This window comes from Mediterranea sp. ET5, from assembly GCF_023337025.1.
Classification (GTDB): Bacteria; Bacteroidota; Bacteroidia; order Bacteroidales; family Bacteroidaceae; genus Phocaeicola_A.
Genome location: NZ_JAMBLN010000008.1, coordinates 1 through 15,206 on the forward strand (window position 1 = coordinate 1; position 15,206 = coordinate 15,206).

12 protein-coding genes and 1 pseudogene are annotated in these 15,206 nt (G+C 52.4%); 4 read left to right on the forward strand and 9 right to left on the reverse strand.

The annotated features are described in order from the left end of the window. Positions 1-541: pseudogene (locus M3087_RS06285) on the forward strand (beta-galactosidase); the annotation flags it as partial. Between the two features lie 516 nt (positions 542-1,057). Here the strand turns inward: M3087_RS06285 and M3087_RS06290 are convergent. After that, the gene (locus tag M3087_RS06290) at positions 1,058-1,261 is read right to left on the reverse strand and encodes a hypothetical protein (RefSeq protein ID WP_249094474.1); all 204 of its coding nucleotides are present in this window, start codon (positions 1,259-1,261) and stop codon (positions 1,058-1,060) included. 81 nt (positions 1,262-1,342) lie between these two features. Here M3087_RS06290 and M3087_RS06295 point away from each other — a divergent pair, with 81 nt between their 5' ends. Then, on the forward strand, positions 1,343-3,070 hold the full coding sequence (locus tag M3087_RS06295; protein ID WP_249094475.1) for a transglutaminase domain-containing protein: 1,728 nt from the start codon (positions 1,343-1,345) through the stop codon (positions 3,068-3,070). A gap of 13 nt (positions 3,071-3,083) precedes the next feature. Continuing rightward, entirely contained in the window at positions 3,084-4,007 is a 924-nt protein-coding gene (locus tag M3087_RS06300) for a FimB/Mfa2 family fimbrial subunit (RefSeq protein WP_249094477.1), read from the forward strand. Between the two features lie 94 nt (positions 4,008-4,101). Here M3087_RS06300 and M3087_RS06305 read toward each other — a convergent pair whose 3' ends face one another. Together M3087_RS06305 and M3087_RS06310 are read right to left on the reverse strand one after the other, a co-directional pair. Further along, a complete protein-coding gene (locus M3087_RS06305) occupies positions 4,102-5,301 on the reverse strand; it encodes an FprA family A-type flavoprotein (protein WP_249094479.1) in 1,200 nt (399 codons plus the stop codon). Positions 5,302-5,320: 19 nt separating this feature from the next. Next, positions 5,321-6,259 carry a TIGR01212 family radical SAM protein gene (locus tag M3087_RS06310; protein WP_249094481.1) on the reverse strand — a complete coding sequence of 313 codons (939 nt, stop codon included), beginning with the start codon at positions 6,257-6,259 and terminating at the stop codon, positions 5,321-5,323. Between the two features lie 204 nt (positions 6,260-6,463). Between M3087_RS06310 and M3087_RS06315 the strand changes: the two genes are divergently transcribed. Further along, entirely contained in the window at positions 6,464-8,674 is a 2,211-nt protein-coding gene (locus M3087_RS06315; protein ID WP_249094482.1) for a S9 family peptidase, read from the forward strand. Positions 8,675-9,056: 382 nt separating this feature from the next. Here the strand turns inward: M3087_RS06315 and miaA are convergent, their stop codons facing one another. The 6 genes from miaA to pyrF all read right to left on the reverse strand — a co-directional run bounded on the left by miaA (position 9,057) and on the right by pyrF (position 15,204). Then, the gene (gene miaA / locus M3087_RS06320) at positions 9,057-9,971 is read right to left on the reverse strand and encodes a tRNA (adenosine(37)-N6)-dimethylallyltransferase MiaA (RefSeq protein WP_106484756.1); all 915 of its coding nucleotides are present in this window, start codon (positions 9,969-9,971) and stop codon (positions 9,057-9,059) included. Positions 9,972-10,141: 170 nt separating this feature from the next. Then, positions 10,142-10,696: an IS1096 element passenger TnpR family protein gene (locus M3087_RS06325; protein WP_022384144.1), complete on the reverse strand. Its 555-nt coding sequence runs from the start codon at positions 10,694-10,696 to the stop codon at positions 10,142-10,144. A 53-nt stretch (positions 10,697-10,749) separates the two neighbouring features. Beyond that, positions 10,750-11,517, reverse strand: a complete 768-nt coding sequence (gene lpxA, locus M3087_RS06330) for an acyl-ACP--UDP-N-acetylglucosamine O-acyltransferase (protein ID WP_106484757.1) — start codon at positions 11,515-11,517, stop codon at positions 10,750-10,752. A 52-nt stretch (positions 11,518-11,569) separates the two neighbouring features. Next, complete coding sequence (locus M3087_RS06335) at positions 11,570-12,955, reverse strand: bifunctional UDP-3-O-[3-hydroxymyristoyl] N-acetylglucosamine deacetylase/3-hydroxyacyl-ACP dehydratase (RefSeq protein WP_022384142.1); 1,386 nt, start codon at positions 12,953-12,955, stop codon at positions 11,570-11,572. A gap of 10 nt (positions 12,956-12,965) precedes the next feature. Then, positions 12,966-14,009 (reverse strand): UDP-3-O-(3-hydroxymyristoyl)glucosamine N-acyltransferase, encoded by a 1,044-nt coding sequence (gene lpxD, locus M3087_RS06340; protein WP_022384141.1) that lies wholly within the window; start codon positions 14,007-14,009, stop codon positions 12,966-12,968. A gap of 370 nt (positions 14,010-14,379) precedes the next feature. Then, complete coding sequence (gene pyrF / locus M3087_RS06345) at positions 14,380-15,204, reverse strand: orotidine-5'-phosphate decarboxylase (protein WP_249094484.1); 825 nt, start codon at positions 15,202-15,204, stop codon at positions 14,380-14,382. Positions 15,205-15,206 lie beyond the last annotated feature (2 nt).

Genomic DNA, 15,206 nt, shown 5'->3' on the forward strand with positions numbered 1-15,206 from the left:
TTTACCTCAAAACACGCTGAAAGGACATCTGCTCAAAGGAGAAACTCCACAAACTCCTTCTTATGTGGACACCAAGTACGACGTGGCCATTGTTTCAGCTCAGGCAGGAGCCAACCAGGCGGATGCCGTACGGAGCTATGATGACAACGAACTGAGTGAATGGGTCAATGACGGACAGTTGTCTACCGCATGGATTACCTATACCTTGGCACGTGAGGCTGAAGTGGATGACATCTGCATGAAGCTTAACGGGTGGCGTTCACGCAGCTATCCGTTGGAAGTTTATGCAGGCGACAAGCTCATCTGGAGTGGAAACACGGAGAAGAGCCTTGGATACATTCATCTGGAAATAGCTGAACCTGTCCGTACGAATGAAATCACAGTGCGTCTGAAAGGCAGCACGACGGATAAGGATGCTTTTGGCCAGATTGTTGAAGTGGCGGGTGGTGCAGCCAACGACATGGAGAAGAAAGCTCGAAAGAGCAAGAGCCGTCATAACTTGCGCATCATAGAGATAGAATTTCTTGAATCTGTGAGGTGATGCAAGACAGGCATGACTTATAGAGGAGAGCTGTAATCAAACCTCCGGCAGGCTGAGTGTGAATGCTTGGTCTCCGGAGGTTTGGTCTTATATGGTGGAATGTCATTTTGTCAAAATGTCAAATGAAGCTTTCCGCCTGGCTGTATTTTATACCTGAAGTCAGGGTGGAATGGGGACAAGTCTCTTCAGGCGATGTGCAGCATGCAGATGAATAGCCTGTCAGTTGTTTGAATGCCCTTTTGTTCTTTTCTGTCTTTTTACGATGAGTAACTCATACCTTCCTTTTGGAATCCTGGAGAGGAAACTGCAAAAATCAGATTCCCGGACGGTCAAATTCGGACTTCTCCCGCTGTTTTTGCATATTTCATGCCGTGAAACTTTAATTTTGCCGCATCGGTTTTGTATTTCGATGCGGCGAAATGTATGTTTCCCGGCGGGATTTTTCCTGTTTTCGTGCGATGTAGTGCTAAGTTTTCTGAAATAGACTCGTCAATTCAAGTCGAATGTTAATTCTGATTAGCAGTTGAACACTCCTAATCCCCAAGTCTCTCCAGACGTTTGTTCGCGTAAATCTTCTTTTTGCTTGATTTTGTTAGCCGAGTCGTCGGTACAGGTTTCTTTTTGATGATTGCCTGTGATGGTTGTTGCGGGGTGTTTGTTGACATGGTATTTTGCGCTTCCGGGTGAAAAAGGCGTCATCTTGTAACCCTTTTTTTCCATTGAATCGTCTTTAAGAAGCATGAAGAGACGAATGCAAGAGAGACATTCGTTGCATAGTATTAATTTTAAAATGATAGAGACATGAAAAAAATGCTGGTTTGGAGCATGCTCTTTCTCGCTTGGGGAGGAGTCGTTTCCTGTTCCGATGATGACAACGCATTGCGTCCGGTAAGTATGGCTGTTGGATTGCCTACTGGAGAGGGAAGTGACGTCGCATTGGATGAATTGACGTCTTTTGACTACTTGGTGTGGAACTCAACTACAGGTGAACTGGTTCCGATAGAGGGAGCGGAACAGGGGGTTGCAAGCCTGGACCCGTCGGCCTTGGCATTCGGAGCTTTTCAATTGAATTTGTCGGCTAAAGACACTTACCAGGTGTATGCCATGGCAGTAAGGGAGACCGCTGCGGACGGTGGCATGACGGCTACCATCGTTAATCCTACACGGACGGAGCAAATGATAGATCCACGTACAGTTGTATGGAAGACGGATGTGGACGGCGAATTGCAACAGACGGATTTGTTTCATGGGGTGGCAACCTTGTCGGCAGCGAATGCCGGACAGTTGGAATTGGAACGTGCGGTCGGACAGGTGTCGGTCGAGTTGCCCGACCGAGAAACCGTTACAATAGATTCTTTGGCGTTGGAAGTTCCCGAGGACAAGTTGAGCCTGGCGATATTGCGGGATGGAACCCTGGTGAAGGGAACGGAGGCAACTCCGCGGAAATGGGTAGTCCCGGAAGTGTTCTATATGCTGCCTATGGAAGAGCCTGCGACCTCCGGTGCCGTATTGCATGTCTATGTGACTACACAGAAGGGGGAGGCAGTGGACTGCAAGGTGTCGTTGGATGAGATTGGCTTCCAGGTAAAGAAGAACCAATGTCTGCATATGGACCTGTCCGCCATGTCGTGGAACGAGACTGGAGAATTGATGCCGGCTTTTGTACCGGTTGTGGAGTGGGGCGAAGTGATATCCATGGAGTTGGGGGCTGCGGATGTGCCCAGTTTCATTCCGGGCGATGAGCTGTGGCCGGACATGGACGTCTACTACTATTATGGATTGCTGAATGAGGCGCAACAGGCGGCTTACCTGGAGGTGATGAAGGCAGCTGTGGCATTTGATGACGAAGGCAGTGCGCTGGCACGCGTGACCATCCCGGTGCCGATGGAGCTGGAGCGGACGGAAATCACGGAACTCTCCAATGCCGTGACCTATGACCTGCCTTCACTCTTCCACTTGTCATCGGTCGCAAACTACGGTACTTATAAGACTTGGATTACGTTGCGCTTTGCGTACCCCTACGAAGATTACGTGTTCAAGTATAAAGCTGTTCTGGATGCTTCGAATGCCATCATTGACCGGATGCCGGAGGGACTGGATGAATATGGCAAAGCGAAGTATTGTTATGAAGAGCTGCTGAAATACGTGACTTACGGTCAGTTGGAAGGTTCAGCCGGCAATCTCTACGGTGCTTTCGGACTGCGTAAGATTGTCTGTGAAGGCTATGCCCGCGCTTACCAGTACTTGTGCCAGCGTGTCGGTCTGCAGGCTATTTACATGACCGGAAATGCCTATCCGAACGACAACATACCGGTGAATCATGCCTGGAACATTGTACGCATCGACGGCAAGTATTATTACGCAGACCCGACGTTCGATGACGGCATGATCGCCGGTTCGGATGTGGTGCGTTATGACAACTTCCTGAAGTCGGCTGCTACGTTTGGAGTGCTGCATGACTTGAATCTTACACCGGAAGACATTACAATCAGCTCTGAAGATTATCCACTTGATATTACCGAACAATAAAAATGATTCACGTATGAAACGTATTCTATATTATTTATGCATGGCATGCCTGTTGGTTGCATGCCAGGAAAATGAGGAGATGTGGCAAGGCAATGATGGAACGAGTGAAAGTACACGGGTGACCGTCCGTTTTTCACCGGTACAGGCATACTATGGGGAGGTGGCCTCGCGAGGGGTTGACGACGTACAGGGGAGCACCATTCAGGAATTGCTTTATCGCCTCCATTATGTCTTGACGGATTATGAGGGGAACATGCTGGAGCACGACACCGTGACTGCGGAGGAACTTCCCGGGTTCACGTCCCTGAATCTCACCCTTCCGCTGGGAACGTATCATTTGTATGTATTGGGAGAGGGACTTAACGAGGGTTTCATCCATGTGAACGAGGAAGTGCAGGCGATAGACTCGGATTCTGCTGTCTGGTTCCGGAACATCCGTTTCCAGCCGGTACGTCGTGAGCTGTTCTATGCACAGCACACGTTCGTGGTGGAAGGTACGGAGGCGGGAACGTCTTTCAGTGTAGAGCTGCAACGGCAGGTCGGCATGGTCGACCTGAAGGTGAAGTGCAGCGACGAGCATTTCGATTTGCTGGGAGTGACACTGATGATTCCGGACGGATATGCTGGCAATACGCTGAGTGTGGATGGCAAGGTGGCTTTCGACTGGTCGCAGACCAACGGTACGGGATACTTCTGGACCAAGAATATCGGCTATGGCAATGCGCCCGTCAACTGGGAAGAGGAGGGAAGTACTTATCGCACCCGTTTCTTCATGTTGCCTACGTTGGCGGATTATGAAGGCGAACAGGCTCCTTGGCTCATGTGCACCTATCTCACCGGTGCCAACGGCAACTTGTTCAACAAGGAAGTTTCTCTGAAGGGGCTGACTATCGCCCCCAACCAGGTGACTTCCATCACGCTGGATCTGGATAAGTAGCCGGGCAGTCCGGGCATAAGAAAGAGGGTGTGTCAAAAGCCATTCTTGGAACGTTGCTTTTGACACACCCTTTATCTTTGGGTACAAGAAAGACTTAAGCCGGTTGACGGTCCATCTTCAGCCGGTCTGCCATGGCGCGTGCCAGGGCTTCACATGCCTTGCGGGTATCCGGCATCAGGCCCTGCTTCATCTCGACCGGATTGCCTACGACCTCGAAACCTACCTTTTCACTGAATGCAGCCAACCGTTTGACCGAATGGCAAGCCCAGGAGAAGGAGCCGAAATAGCTCAGGTAACGGCCCTTGATGCCTCGCATCTCGATTTCGCTCATGAGCATCTCCATCTGCGGGAAGATGGAGGCATTGTATGTGGGGGCGCACAGGATGATGCCTTTGTAACGGAAGATGTCGGCAAGGATGAACGAGTGGTTCGTGCGTGCCACATCATGGAGCACCACTTTGCGGATGCCTTCGCGCGACAGTTCTTCTGCTACGGCTTCGGCTGCCTGTTGCGTATTGCCATACATGGAACCGTAGGCTATGACCACTCCTTCTTCCGTAGCATAACGGCTCAGGCGGTCATACACACTGATGACACGGGGCACATTCTCGCCGGTCCACACCGGACCATGGGTTGCACAAATCATGTCGATCTCCAGGCCTTTCAGCTTTTGCAGGGCACGCTGTACCGGGGAACCGTATTTGCCGACGATGTTGGAATAGTAGCGTTCCATCTCACTCCAGTAGATGGTCGGGTCCATCTGATAGTCGAGCGGTGTGCCGTTGAGTGCACCGAAGCATCCGAAGGCATCTCCACTGAAAACGATGTGGTCGGTCAGGTCATAAGAGACCATTGTCTCGGGCCAGTGCACCATGGGAATCATGTGGAAGCGGAGCACATGGTGTCCCAGCTCCAGCGTGTCACCTTCGTCGATGACCTTGGACGAAGGAGCTGTCCCGTAATAGCCTTCCACCATCTCAAGTGCCTTCTTGTTCGTCACGACGGTCAGTTCCGGATAGAACTGGCGGAGCATACGGATGGAACCGGAATGGTCGGGCTCCATGTGATTGATGACCAGGTAGTCGATGGGGCGGTCACCAATGACCTCCTTGATTTTATCGAGGAAGAGGTCGAAATAGTTCGCATCGACCGTGTCGATGAGGGCTACTTTCTCGTCAGCAATCAGGTAGGAGTTGTAAGTCACTCCATAAGGCAATGGCCACAAGCCTTCGAATAGGGGCTTGATGCGGTCGTTTACGCCGACATAATGTACTTTTCCTTTTAGGGTTATCATTGTTGTTTGTGTTATAGGGTTATTTGTTTTGTTTTTCTTCATAAAGTCTTCCCTGCCACGTCTGCCGTTGACGCATCCGCTTCTTGACCCGTTCCGTGAACTCATGGTTCTTGATGCCCCAGTCGGGAGCAATCAGCAGTTCCTTGGGGGACTGGGAGACGAAGCGTTCCAGTATCAGGTCGGGGCGCAACCGCTCGATGTAGTCAATCACCAGCTCGACATACTCGTCTGCCGTATACAGGTGGAAGTCTGACGGAGACTGGCTGTATTCATGCGCCATGCGTGTCCCTCTGATGAGTTGCAGCTGGTGCATCTTCAGGGTGGTCAGAGGCAGACGGGAGAGGATGCGTGCCTGCTCCATCAGCTCCTCATGCCCTTCGCCGGGCAGCCCGAGGATGACGTGTGCACCGGTGGCTATGCCGGCCTGGGCGGTACGTTCCACGGTTTCGCGGGCCGTCTCGAAGGTATGGCCGCGGTTGATGCGTTTCAGGGTCACGTCGCTGGTGCTCTCAATGCCGTATTCGACAAGGAGGAAGATCCGTCGGTTGAGCTCGCTCAGGTACTCCAGCAACGGCTCAGGCATACAGTCGGGGCGGGTCCCGATGACCAGACCAACGACCTGCTCGACGGCGAGGGCCTCTTCATATTTGGCCTTCAGCTCTTCAACGGCAGCATACGTGTTGGTGTAAGCCTGGAAGTAAGCCAAGTATTTCATGTGGGGATATTTGCGGGAGAAGAAGGCTTTCCCCTCTTCCAGCTGGGCGGTGATGGACTTGTCCGTCCGGCAATAGGCAGGATTGAAGGTCTGATTGTTGCAGTAGGTGCACCCTCCGTGTCCGACAGTCCCGTCCCGGTTCGGACAGGAAAAACCGGCATTCAATGAGATTTTCTGTACTTTCTCCTTGAAGCGCCTTCCCAGGAAGACATTCAGGTCATTGTAGAGAAGAGATGATTCCATGTCGTATCATTGTGTTTGTGGTGGGTTGCCTTTGTGCATTCATACTAAAGCCCTTCCCTGTCTGTTGACTGGTCTGTGGGCTGTAGAACAAACTCTTGCTGACATCAGGTCTCATAAAGTGGGGACAAAAATACGAAAAAGAAGTGGAAATAACCGGTGAAAGCTTTACATTTGCGGCATCGGATACTATAATTAACCTATTATATGAAAAAACTAACGATTTTATTGGCTCTCTTTTTGGCTTGTGCGGCACCGTTGGTACGGGCTGCTGACAGGCTGGAGATGCGGGACGTAGTGTCAGGAAAGTATGCAGCGCAACGCATCTACGGTGTGAATCCGCTGCTTGATGGTGAACACTATGCACAAATCAGTCCCGACGGCAAGCGCATTGTGAAGTACTCTTTCAAGGATGGCAAAGAGGTGGGCACGTTGTTCGATGTGACTACAGCCCGGAATGTCAAGCTGGAAAGCTTTGATGGCTACATCATGTCCCCCGATGAAAGCCGCATCCTGATTCAGACCAAGACGCGTCCCATTTACCGCCGTTCGTTCACGGCGGAATATTATATCTATTCCGTGCGGAACAACACGCTCGAGCCGCTTTCAGAGAACGGTCCGCAGCAGGTCCCCCTGTTCTCACCCGACGGAAACAACATTGCCTTTGTGCGCGACAACAACCTCTTTCTGGTGAAACTCCTGTTCGACAACAGCGAGTCGCAGGTGACAAAGGACGGCAAGTTCAACGAGGTGCTCAACGGCATTCCCGACTGGGTCAATGAAGAGGAGTTTGGCTACAACCGGGCGTTCGACTTCAGTGCCGACAGCAAGATGATTGCGTTCATCCGCTTTGATGAGACGAAGGTCCCCCTGTTCTCGTTCCCCCTCTACCAGGGGATGGCTCCCGCCTATGAGCAGTATGCCGAGTATCCGGGAGAGTATTCCTACAAATACCCGGTGGCAGGTGCACGGAACTCCGAGGTGACCGTGCAGACGTATGACATCAAGAGCCACGTCATCCGTCAGATGGAACTTCCGCTGGACAAAGACGGCTATGTGCCCCGCATCAAGTTCACCGACGACCCCGACGGCTTGATTATCACGACCCTCAACCGCAATCAGAACCGTTTTGAAATCTACATGGCAAACCCGCGTTCGCGTGTCTGCCGCCTCCTGGTGCGCGACGAGGCTCCCCAGTACATCAAGGAATCGGCGTATGCGGACCTGCATTTCTACGATGATTCGTTTGTGATGATGAGCGAGCGCGACGGTTTTAACCACCTGTATCTCTATTCGCTGAACGGGAATCTGTTGCGTCAGGTGACCAAAGGCGAGTTCGAGGTGACATCCTTCATCGGCTGGGACCGCAAGAACAACGTGTTCTACTATGAGAGCAATGAAGAGAGTCCGCTTTGCACGGCTGTCTATAAGGTGGATGCCAAGGGCCGCAAGACGAAGCTGAGCCAGCAGCGTGGAACGAACAACTCCATCTTCAGTGCCGACCTGCGTTACTTCATGAATACGTACACGAACCTGGATACCCCGCCGCTCATCACGCTGCATGACAACAAGGGCAAGCTGCTGACGACGCTCGTTGACAATCAGGCACTGAAGGACCGTCTGGCTGCCTTGAATCTCGGGAAGCGCGAGCTGTTCACCTTCCGGACGTCCGACGGCACGACCCTGAACGGCTGGATGGTGAAACCCGCCGACTTTGATGCTTCCAGGAAGTATCCGGTGGTCATGTACCAGTACAGCGGACCCGGTTCGCAGATGGTGACTGACAGCTGGAGCAACGGAAGCCGTGGCAACGGATGCCTGTGGGAACAGTACATGGCGGAGCAGGGCTTCATCTGTGTCTGTGTCGACGGACGTGGAACCGGCGGACGCGGGGCTGCCTTTGAGAAGTGTACCTACATGAAGCTGGGTGTCCAGGAAGCGCACGACCAGGTGGAGGCAGCCAAGTATCTGGCATCACTGCCTTACGTGAAAAAGGAGGCTATCGGCATCTGGGGATGGAGCTACGGCGGCTACAACACACTGATGTCGCTGAGCGAAGGCACGCCGGTGTTTGCCGTCGGTGTGGCAGTGGCACCTCCCACCTGCTGGCGTTACTACGATTCCGTCTATACCGAGCGCTTCATGCGTACGCCGAAGGAGAATGCGGAAGGCTACCGGCTGTCTTCGGCCCTGGAGCGTGTCGGCAACCTGCACGGCAAGCTCCTGCTGGTTCACGGACTGGCGGACGACAACGTCCACTTCCGCAATACCGCCGAATACAGCGAGGCGCTGGTGCAGGCGAATATCCAGTTTGACATGCACGTCTACACCAACCGCAATCACAGCATCAACGGTGGTAATACCAGTCTGCATGTCTATTCGCTCATTGCCGACTATTTCATTGAGAACCTGAAGTAAAATCCGGCTTCAGTTCCGTTATGCTTACTCCACGGACGGGGATGGACAGTGTGCCTCCTCGTCCGTGGATGTTTTTTAGGACGGACGCATCCCGGGTCCTCCCCGGACTGTCCGTGGGCGAACGCGCATCCATGCCCGGGGCAGATGTCATGCAAGTGCGGGATAGATGAGATACAAGCCGGGCTTATACGGACCAAAGTATAATACTTAGGCACCCTAAGTATTATACTTAGCCTACCTAAGTATAATACTTTGGTCTGTCAAGGTACGGCTTTGACGAGGTCTCTCCAAGGCTTGGACAACGCTTATCCTTCGGGAGCAGGTGCGTCAGGTGCTTCCGGTCCGTCAATGATGGTATGGAACAGGGGGTGTGAGGTGGTGGTTATTCGGATTTAACGGCATTCAAATGGTGTTCGATATGCGTTTGAATGGCATCCTTCTCGTCCGGGTGGAACCAGCAGATTTCCGGGTCACGCTTGAACCAGGTCATCTGTTTCCGGGAATAGATGCGGGAGTTCTGCTTGATTTTCTCGATGGCGAACGGCAGGTCCCATGTCCCGTCGAAGACGTTGAACAGCTCTTTATATCCCACGGTGTTGAGGGAGTTCAGCTGTCTGTAGGGATAGACCCGGCGGGCTTCCTCCACCAGTCCGTCGGCTATCATCTGGTCGACCCTGCGGTTGATGCGGTCATACAGCTCCTCGCGCTCGCGCCGCAATCCGATTTTTATCATGCGGAAGGGGCGTTGCTTGATGCCTTGCGTCCGGTAGGAGGTGTAGGTGCGTCCGGTCATGTAACAGATTTCCAGCGCATGGATGACCCGCTTGGGGTTCTTCAGGTCCACGATGGCATAATATTCCGGGTCGAGCAGTTTCAGTTCGCCGCAGAGTCCCTCCAGCCCGACCTCGGCGTAGTGCTCCATGACCTGGGCGCGTGTCTCCGCATCCACCGTCGGGATGTCATCGATTCCCTTGCATACGGCATCTACGTACATCATGGAGCCTCCGGTCATGAGCAGCACGTCGTGCTGCTGGAAGAGCTCCGCCATGAGTTGCATCGCGTCGGCTTCATACTGGGCGGCACTGTAGTAATCCGTCAGTTGCAGCGTCCCGATGAAATAATGCCTTACCCTCGCCAGCTGTTCGGGCGTAGGGGCTGCCGTACCAATCTTCAGGTCGGCATAGAGCTGTCTGGAGTCGCACGACAGGATGGGGGAGTGGTAGCGTTCAGCGATAGAGAGGCTGAGTTCGGTTTTGCCTACGCCGGTGGGTCCGATGAGGACGATGAGGTGTTTCATGAAGTCTGTGTCTGATAAAAAGGGTGTTGTCGTCAGGGTGATTGCAAGAGAGGCACAAAGACACAGGGAGGATGGCTTTCCGGAAAAGGCTCTCTGTGCTTTTGTGCCTCTAGGGTTGGACCGGGGTTGCACGCTTTCTCACGGTGTCGGCGTGAGGGCAGCCGTCGGCATCAGTAGCGGTCGTAGTCGTTGCTGTTTCCGCCGTCCATCTCGAACCCGTCGGGGTCGAATTCTTCCGGGTCGAACGACTGGTCGCCGTAGAAGTTCTCGTCGAGGTCCAGTGAGTTGGAGGCATTGTTCTTTGCCATTTCATCAAAGTCGACCGACTGCTTGGGGGCGGTGCCATGCTTGCGCGAGCAGACCGGCTTGTCCAGGCTCTTGCCCGGAAGGACCTCGCTCAGTTCGATGAAGAAGACACGGTCCGTCAGCGGGTCGAACACGTAGAGCAGGCGTTGCTTCTCTTCCTCCACCAAGTCGCTCAGGCGGGTGTCTTTCATGATCCAGGCATCCTCGTCAGAGCTGGTTCCCATATCTTCGAGAGTCACCTCTTTTTCCTTCTCCCAGTCTTCATCGCAAATGAAGAAGGAGGTCATCTGGTCGTCTTTGTAGCCACACGATGCCAGGATGGCTTTGTGGAAGTCAAGGAACGTGGCATCGGAGTCTATCTTGATTTCTCTGACGAAATCATCCACCTCGTCGGAGACAATGGTAAATCTGTAAATCATGATGAATAGTTTTTAGTTGCCTGCCCGGGATAACCCGAGTGGCTGAGTTGGGCTTATCTGATTATACCTCGTTGTGATTCTTTGATGAACGAGATGATGTATTCAATCTCTTTGCTCATCGGCACTTCTGTCTCCACTTTTGCCAAAGCGTCGGTTACATTCAGTCCGCTCTGGTAGATGATGCGGTAGGCATTGTGTATGTTCTCAATCAGTTCGTTGGAGAAGCCGCGGCGGCGGAGTCCGACGATGTTGATACCGGCATACGTGATGGGTTCGCGTCCGGCAATGATGAACGGGGGAATGTCCTTGCTGAAGCGGGAACCACCCTGCACCATGGTGTAGCCACCTACACGGCAGAACTGGTGCATCAGGACGGCGGCACTGATGATGGCGTTGTCGTCGATGATGATTTCTCCCGCCATCTTGGTGGAGTTGCCGATGATGCAGCCGTTGCCCACATGGGCGTCGTGTGCCACGTGTACGCCTTCCATCAGGAGGTTGTTGCTACCGACGATTGTACGTCCTTTGGCTGCCGTTCCGCGGTTGATGGTCACATTCTCACGGATGGTGTTGTTGTCGCCGATTTCGGCTGTGGTCTCTTCGCCACGGAACTTCAGGTCTTGAGGAATGGCGCCGATCACGGCTCCCGGGAAGATGCGGTTCCCGTTGCCGATGCGTGCACCATAGAGAATGTTGGCATTGGACATGATGACGTTGTTGTCGCCGATCACCACGTTCTTGTCGATGAAAACGAATGGACCGATTTCCACATTCTCACCAATCTTTGCTTCAGGATGAATGTATGCTAATGGACTTATCATAAAATGTATACTGATAAATATGAGGAATCAGGCACGTTGGGGTGCCTGTGTGTTACTTGTTCTTTACGATTTGTGCCATAAATTCAGCCTCGCAGACCACCTTCTCTCCGACGAAAGCATAACCTTTCATGGTTGAGATGCCACGGCGGATGGGGGCGAGCAGTTCTACCCGGAACAGCAGGGTGTCACCGGGAACGACCTTCTGGCGGAATTTCACGTTGTCGATTTTCAGGAAGTAAGTCGAATAGCGTTCCGGCTCATCCACTGAGTTCAGTACCAGCAGACCGCCGACCTGTGCCATCGCCTCGATTTGGAGTACTCCCGGCATGACCGGTTCCTGGGGGAAGTGACCGACGAAGAAAGGCTCGTTGGCTGTGATGTTCTTCACACCGACGATGTAGTTGGCGCCGATGGCAATCACCTTATCGACCAGTTGGAATGGGTAGCGGTGGGGAAGAAGTTCGCGGATGCGGTTCACATCCATGATGGGGGTCTCGTTGCAGTTGTAGACCGGAGCCTGGATGTCGTGCTGTTTGATTTCCTTGCGGAGCAGACGGGCGAATTTGTTGTTGACGGTGTGTCCGGGACGGGTTGCGATGATGCGTCCCTTGATGGGTTTGCCGATGAGTGCGAGGTCTCCGATGATGTCGAGCAGCTTGTGGCGTGCCGGTTCATTCGGCCATACGAGCGGTTTGTTGTTCAGGTAGCCCACCTTGGTGGCGTCGTGGTGTTCCACCTTCATGATATCGGCGAGCTTGTCAAACTGTTCTTGAGGCATTTGCCGTTCGTAGATGACGATGGCATTGTCGAGGTCGCCTCCCTTGATAAGTCCTGCAGCAAGCAGCGGCTGTATTTCGCGGACGAACACGAAGGTACGGCTGGAAGCAATCTCCTTGGGGAAGTCGCTCATGTTGTCCAGTGTGGCAAACTGGTTCGACAGGATTTGCGAGTCGTAGGAAATCAGGACGTTCACGCTGAAGTTCTCATCCGGCAGGACGATGATGGACGACCCGGTGGCCTCATCCTTGTACTCGATTTTGGATTTGATGATATAGTAATCCTTTACGGCATTCTGCTCTTCGATACCGACACGTTCAATGTTTTCCACATAGGTCTTGGCACTACCGTCGAGGATGGGGAATTCGGGTCCGTTAACCTGGATGAGGCAGTTGTCTATGCCGGCAGCATAAAGGGCCGCCAATCCATGTTCAACGGTGCTGACCTTTACTCCGTTTTTGGAGAGTACGGTGCCTCGTGTCGTTTCAGTCACATTTTCTGCGACAGCATCGATGATGGGTTGTCCCTCCACATCGATGCGTTGGATTTTATAGCCATGATTGTCCGGCGCAGGATTGAATGTCACTGTCAGGTTCAGACCGGTGTGCAGTCCTTTTCCGCAGAGGGAGAAGCTGCCTTTAAGTGTTTTCTGTTTCAACATGGGTCTATGCTTATTTGTTTAATTGTTTCTTCAGTTCTTCAATTTCCTTCTCCATTCGGTTCAGTGTCTGATACATGTCGGGGAGTTTTTTATAGATGACCGAACTCTTGAAGAATTGCTTGGCATCGATGGCGGGGCTACCCATGATGGTGAGGTTGTCACCTTTCACGGTGCCGGGAATGCCCGACTGTGCACCGATATTCACGTGGTTGCCCACGCGGATGTGTCCTGCCAGTCCGACTTGCCCGCCGAACATGCACCATTCGCCCACCTTGGTAGAGCCTGCGATACCGACTTGGGATGCCATCACGGTGTGGCTTCCCACTTCCACATTGTGGGCTATCTGGATCAGGTTGTCCAGCTTGACTCCCTTGTGTACGATGGTTGCTCCCATGGTGGCACGGTCCACGCACGTATTGGCGCCGATTTCCACATCATCCTCCAGCATGGCGATACCGATTTGAGGAATCTTCTCGTAGCCTTCAGGCGAGGGTGCAAAACCAAATCCGTCGGCGCCTACCACACTTCCGGCATGAAGGATGCACCGTTTGCCGACGCGGCAGTCATGGTATACGGTGACATTCGGATAAAGTATGCTGTTTTCGCCGATGACAGCGTTCTCACATACGGTCGCATGTGGATGGAGAGCTACCCCGTCGCCGATGACGGCATTGGCGCCGACATAGGCAAAGGCATCGATATAGACGTCCTTCCCGATTTTGGCTGTCGGGTCGATGCAGGCCAACGGGTGGATGCCAGTCTTCTTCGGTTTACTCATCTCATACAAAGTGAGCAGTTTGGCGACACTCTCGTAGGCATTGTCTACTTTTATGAGTGTAGCGTTGACGGGTCTTTCGGGTTCAAAGTCTTTGTTGACCAGGACGATGGTCGACTTGGTTTCATAAATGTAGTGGGTGTATTTGGGGTTGGAGAGGAAAGAGATGGCCCCGGGCACCCCTTCTTCAATCTTGGCGAAGGTGTGAACTGTGGCATTTTCGTCTCCGACGATGACTCCGTGAATAAATTCTGCAATTTGCTTTGCTGAGAATTCCATAAGCTAGTCTTTTATATCTTTATTGTTGTTTCTTATGTGTTCAAATGAAAAGGATTGTGTAGACAATCAGCTCTTCATTAGCTTGCAAATTACGCAATTTTTTTTCGTATTACCGTCGTTTCGGCAGACTTTTGTACGGTTTTTTAGCCGTAAATGGACAGCAGATGCTATTAAAAAGATAATTTCAGAGAGCCGTAACAGCCTCCAATCCTAAAGTCTAAAGACTGATTTGGGTAAAGGCATGAGCACGGAATATGTCCGGCATGTAGAAAAGAGGACGGGGAATGAAGGAGACTTTCGCTTGTCAGTTTTTGTCCCTTTCATTCCCCGGAAACCTAGGGTATGGTTGGATAAGTCCTTTTGAGGAGACTTATAGGATTTGTTTCAGTTGTTCAGCCATCTGCTGTTGTACTTCATGTGCCTTCTCTGCTGCCATCTGGGCAAAGTTCTCTGTCTTGTCGGCATAGATAATGGCTCTGCTGGAGTTGACGATGAGACCGCAGGTAGTGTTCATGCCGTAGCGGCAGACTTCCTCCAAAGAGCCTCCTTGTGCACCGATGCCGGGAACAAGCAGGAAGTGGTTGGGAGCTACACGGCGGATATCCTCGAACATGCGGCCTTGTGTCGCACCGACTACATACATCATGTTTTCATCATTGCCCCATTGTTGGGAAACGCGAAGCACCTTCTCAAAGAGACGTTCCCCGTTGGCATCAGCTGTCAGCTGAAAGTCGTGTGAGCCCTTGTTAGAAGTCAGAGCCAACAGGATGACCCATTTCCCTTTGTAGGCAAGGAAAGGGCTGACACTGTCTTCGCCCATGTAAGGAGCCACAGTGACGGAATCGATATCCAGCTCGTCAAAGAAAGAGCTGGCATACATGGTCGATGTGTTGCCGATGTCGCCCCGCTTGGCATCTGCTATGATGAACTGGTCGGGATACTGCTGCTTGATATATTGGATGGTCTTCTCAAAGGCAATCCATCCTTTTACGCCCAGACATTCATAGAAAGCCAGATTGGGTTTGTAGGCGATGCAATAGGGAGCCGTGGCGTCAATGATCGCTTTGTTGAAAGCGAAGATCGGGTCTTCTTCCTGCAACAGGTGTTCAGGAATCTTCTTGATGTCAGTGTCCAAGCCCACACAGAGGAATGACTGTTTGCGCTTGATGTTCTCAAATAATTCTTGCTTGTTCATTT

Excerpts from the sequence above, each read along its gene's own strand:
- M3087_RS06300 (WP_249094477.1), top strand. The coding sequence starts at position 3,084 with ATGAAACGTATTCTATATTATTTATGCATGGCATGCCTGTTGGTTGCA.
- M3087_RS06305 (WP_249094479.1), bottom strand. The coding sequence starts at position 5,301 with ATGATAACCCTAAAAGGAAAAGTACATTATGTCGGCGTAAACGACCGC.
- M3087_RS06325 (WP_022384144.1), bottom strand. The coding sequence starts at position 10,696 with ATGATTTACAGATTTACCATTGTCTCCGACGAGGTGGATGATTTCGTC.
- M3087_RS06310 (WP_249094481.1), bottom strand. The coding sequence starts at position 6,259 with ATGGAATCATCTCTTCTCTACAATGACCTGAATGTCTTCCTGGGAAGG.
- M3087_RS06290 (WP_249094474.1), bottom strand. The coding sequence starts at position 1,261 with ATGGAAAAAAAGGGTTACAAGATGACGCCTTTTTCACCCGGAAGCGCA.
- lpxA (WP_106484757.1), bottom strand. The coding sequence starts at position 11,517 with ATGATAAGTCCATTAGCATACATTCATCCTGAAGCAAAGATTGGTGAG.
- M3087_RS06335 (WP_022384142.1), bottom strand. The coding sequence starts at position 12,955 with ATGTTGAAACAGAAAACACTTAAAGGCAGCTTCTCCCTCTGCGGAAAA.
- miaA (WP_106484756.1), bottom strand. The coding sequence starts at position 9,971 with ATGAAACACCTCATCGTCCTCATCGGACCCACCGGCGTAGGCAAAACC.
- pyrF (WP_249094484.1), bottom strand. The coding sequence starts at position 15,204 with ATGAACAAGCAAGAATTATTTGAGAACATCAAGCGCAAACAGTCATTC.
- M3087_RS06315 (WP_249094482.1), top strand. The coding sequence starts at position 6,464 with ATGAAAAAACTAACGATTTTATTGGCTCTCTTTTTGGCTTGTGCGGCA.
- M3087_RS06295 (WP_249094475.1), top strand. The coding sequence starts at position 1,343 with ATGAAAAAAATGCTGGTTTGGAGCATGCTCTTTCTCGCTTGGGGAGGA.
- lpxD (WP_022384141.1), bottom strand. The coding sequence starts at position 14,009 with ATGGAATTCTCAGCAAAGCAAATTGCAGAATTTATTCACGGAGTCATC.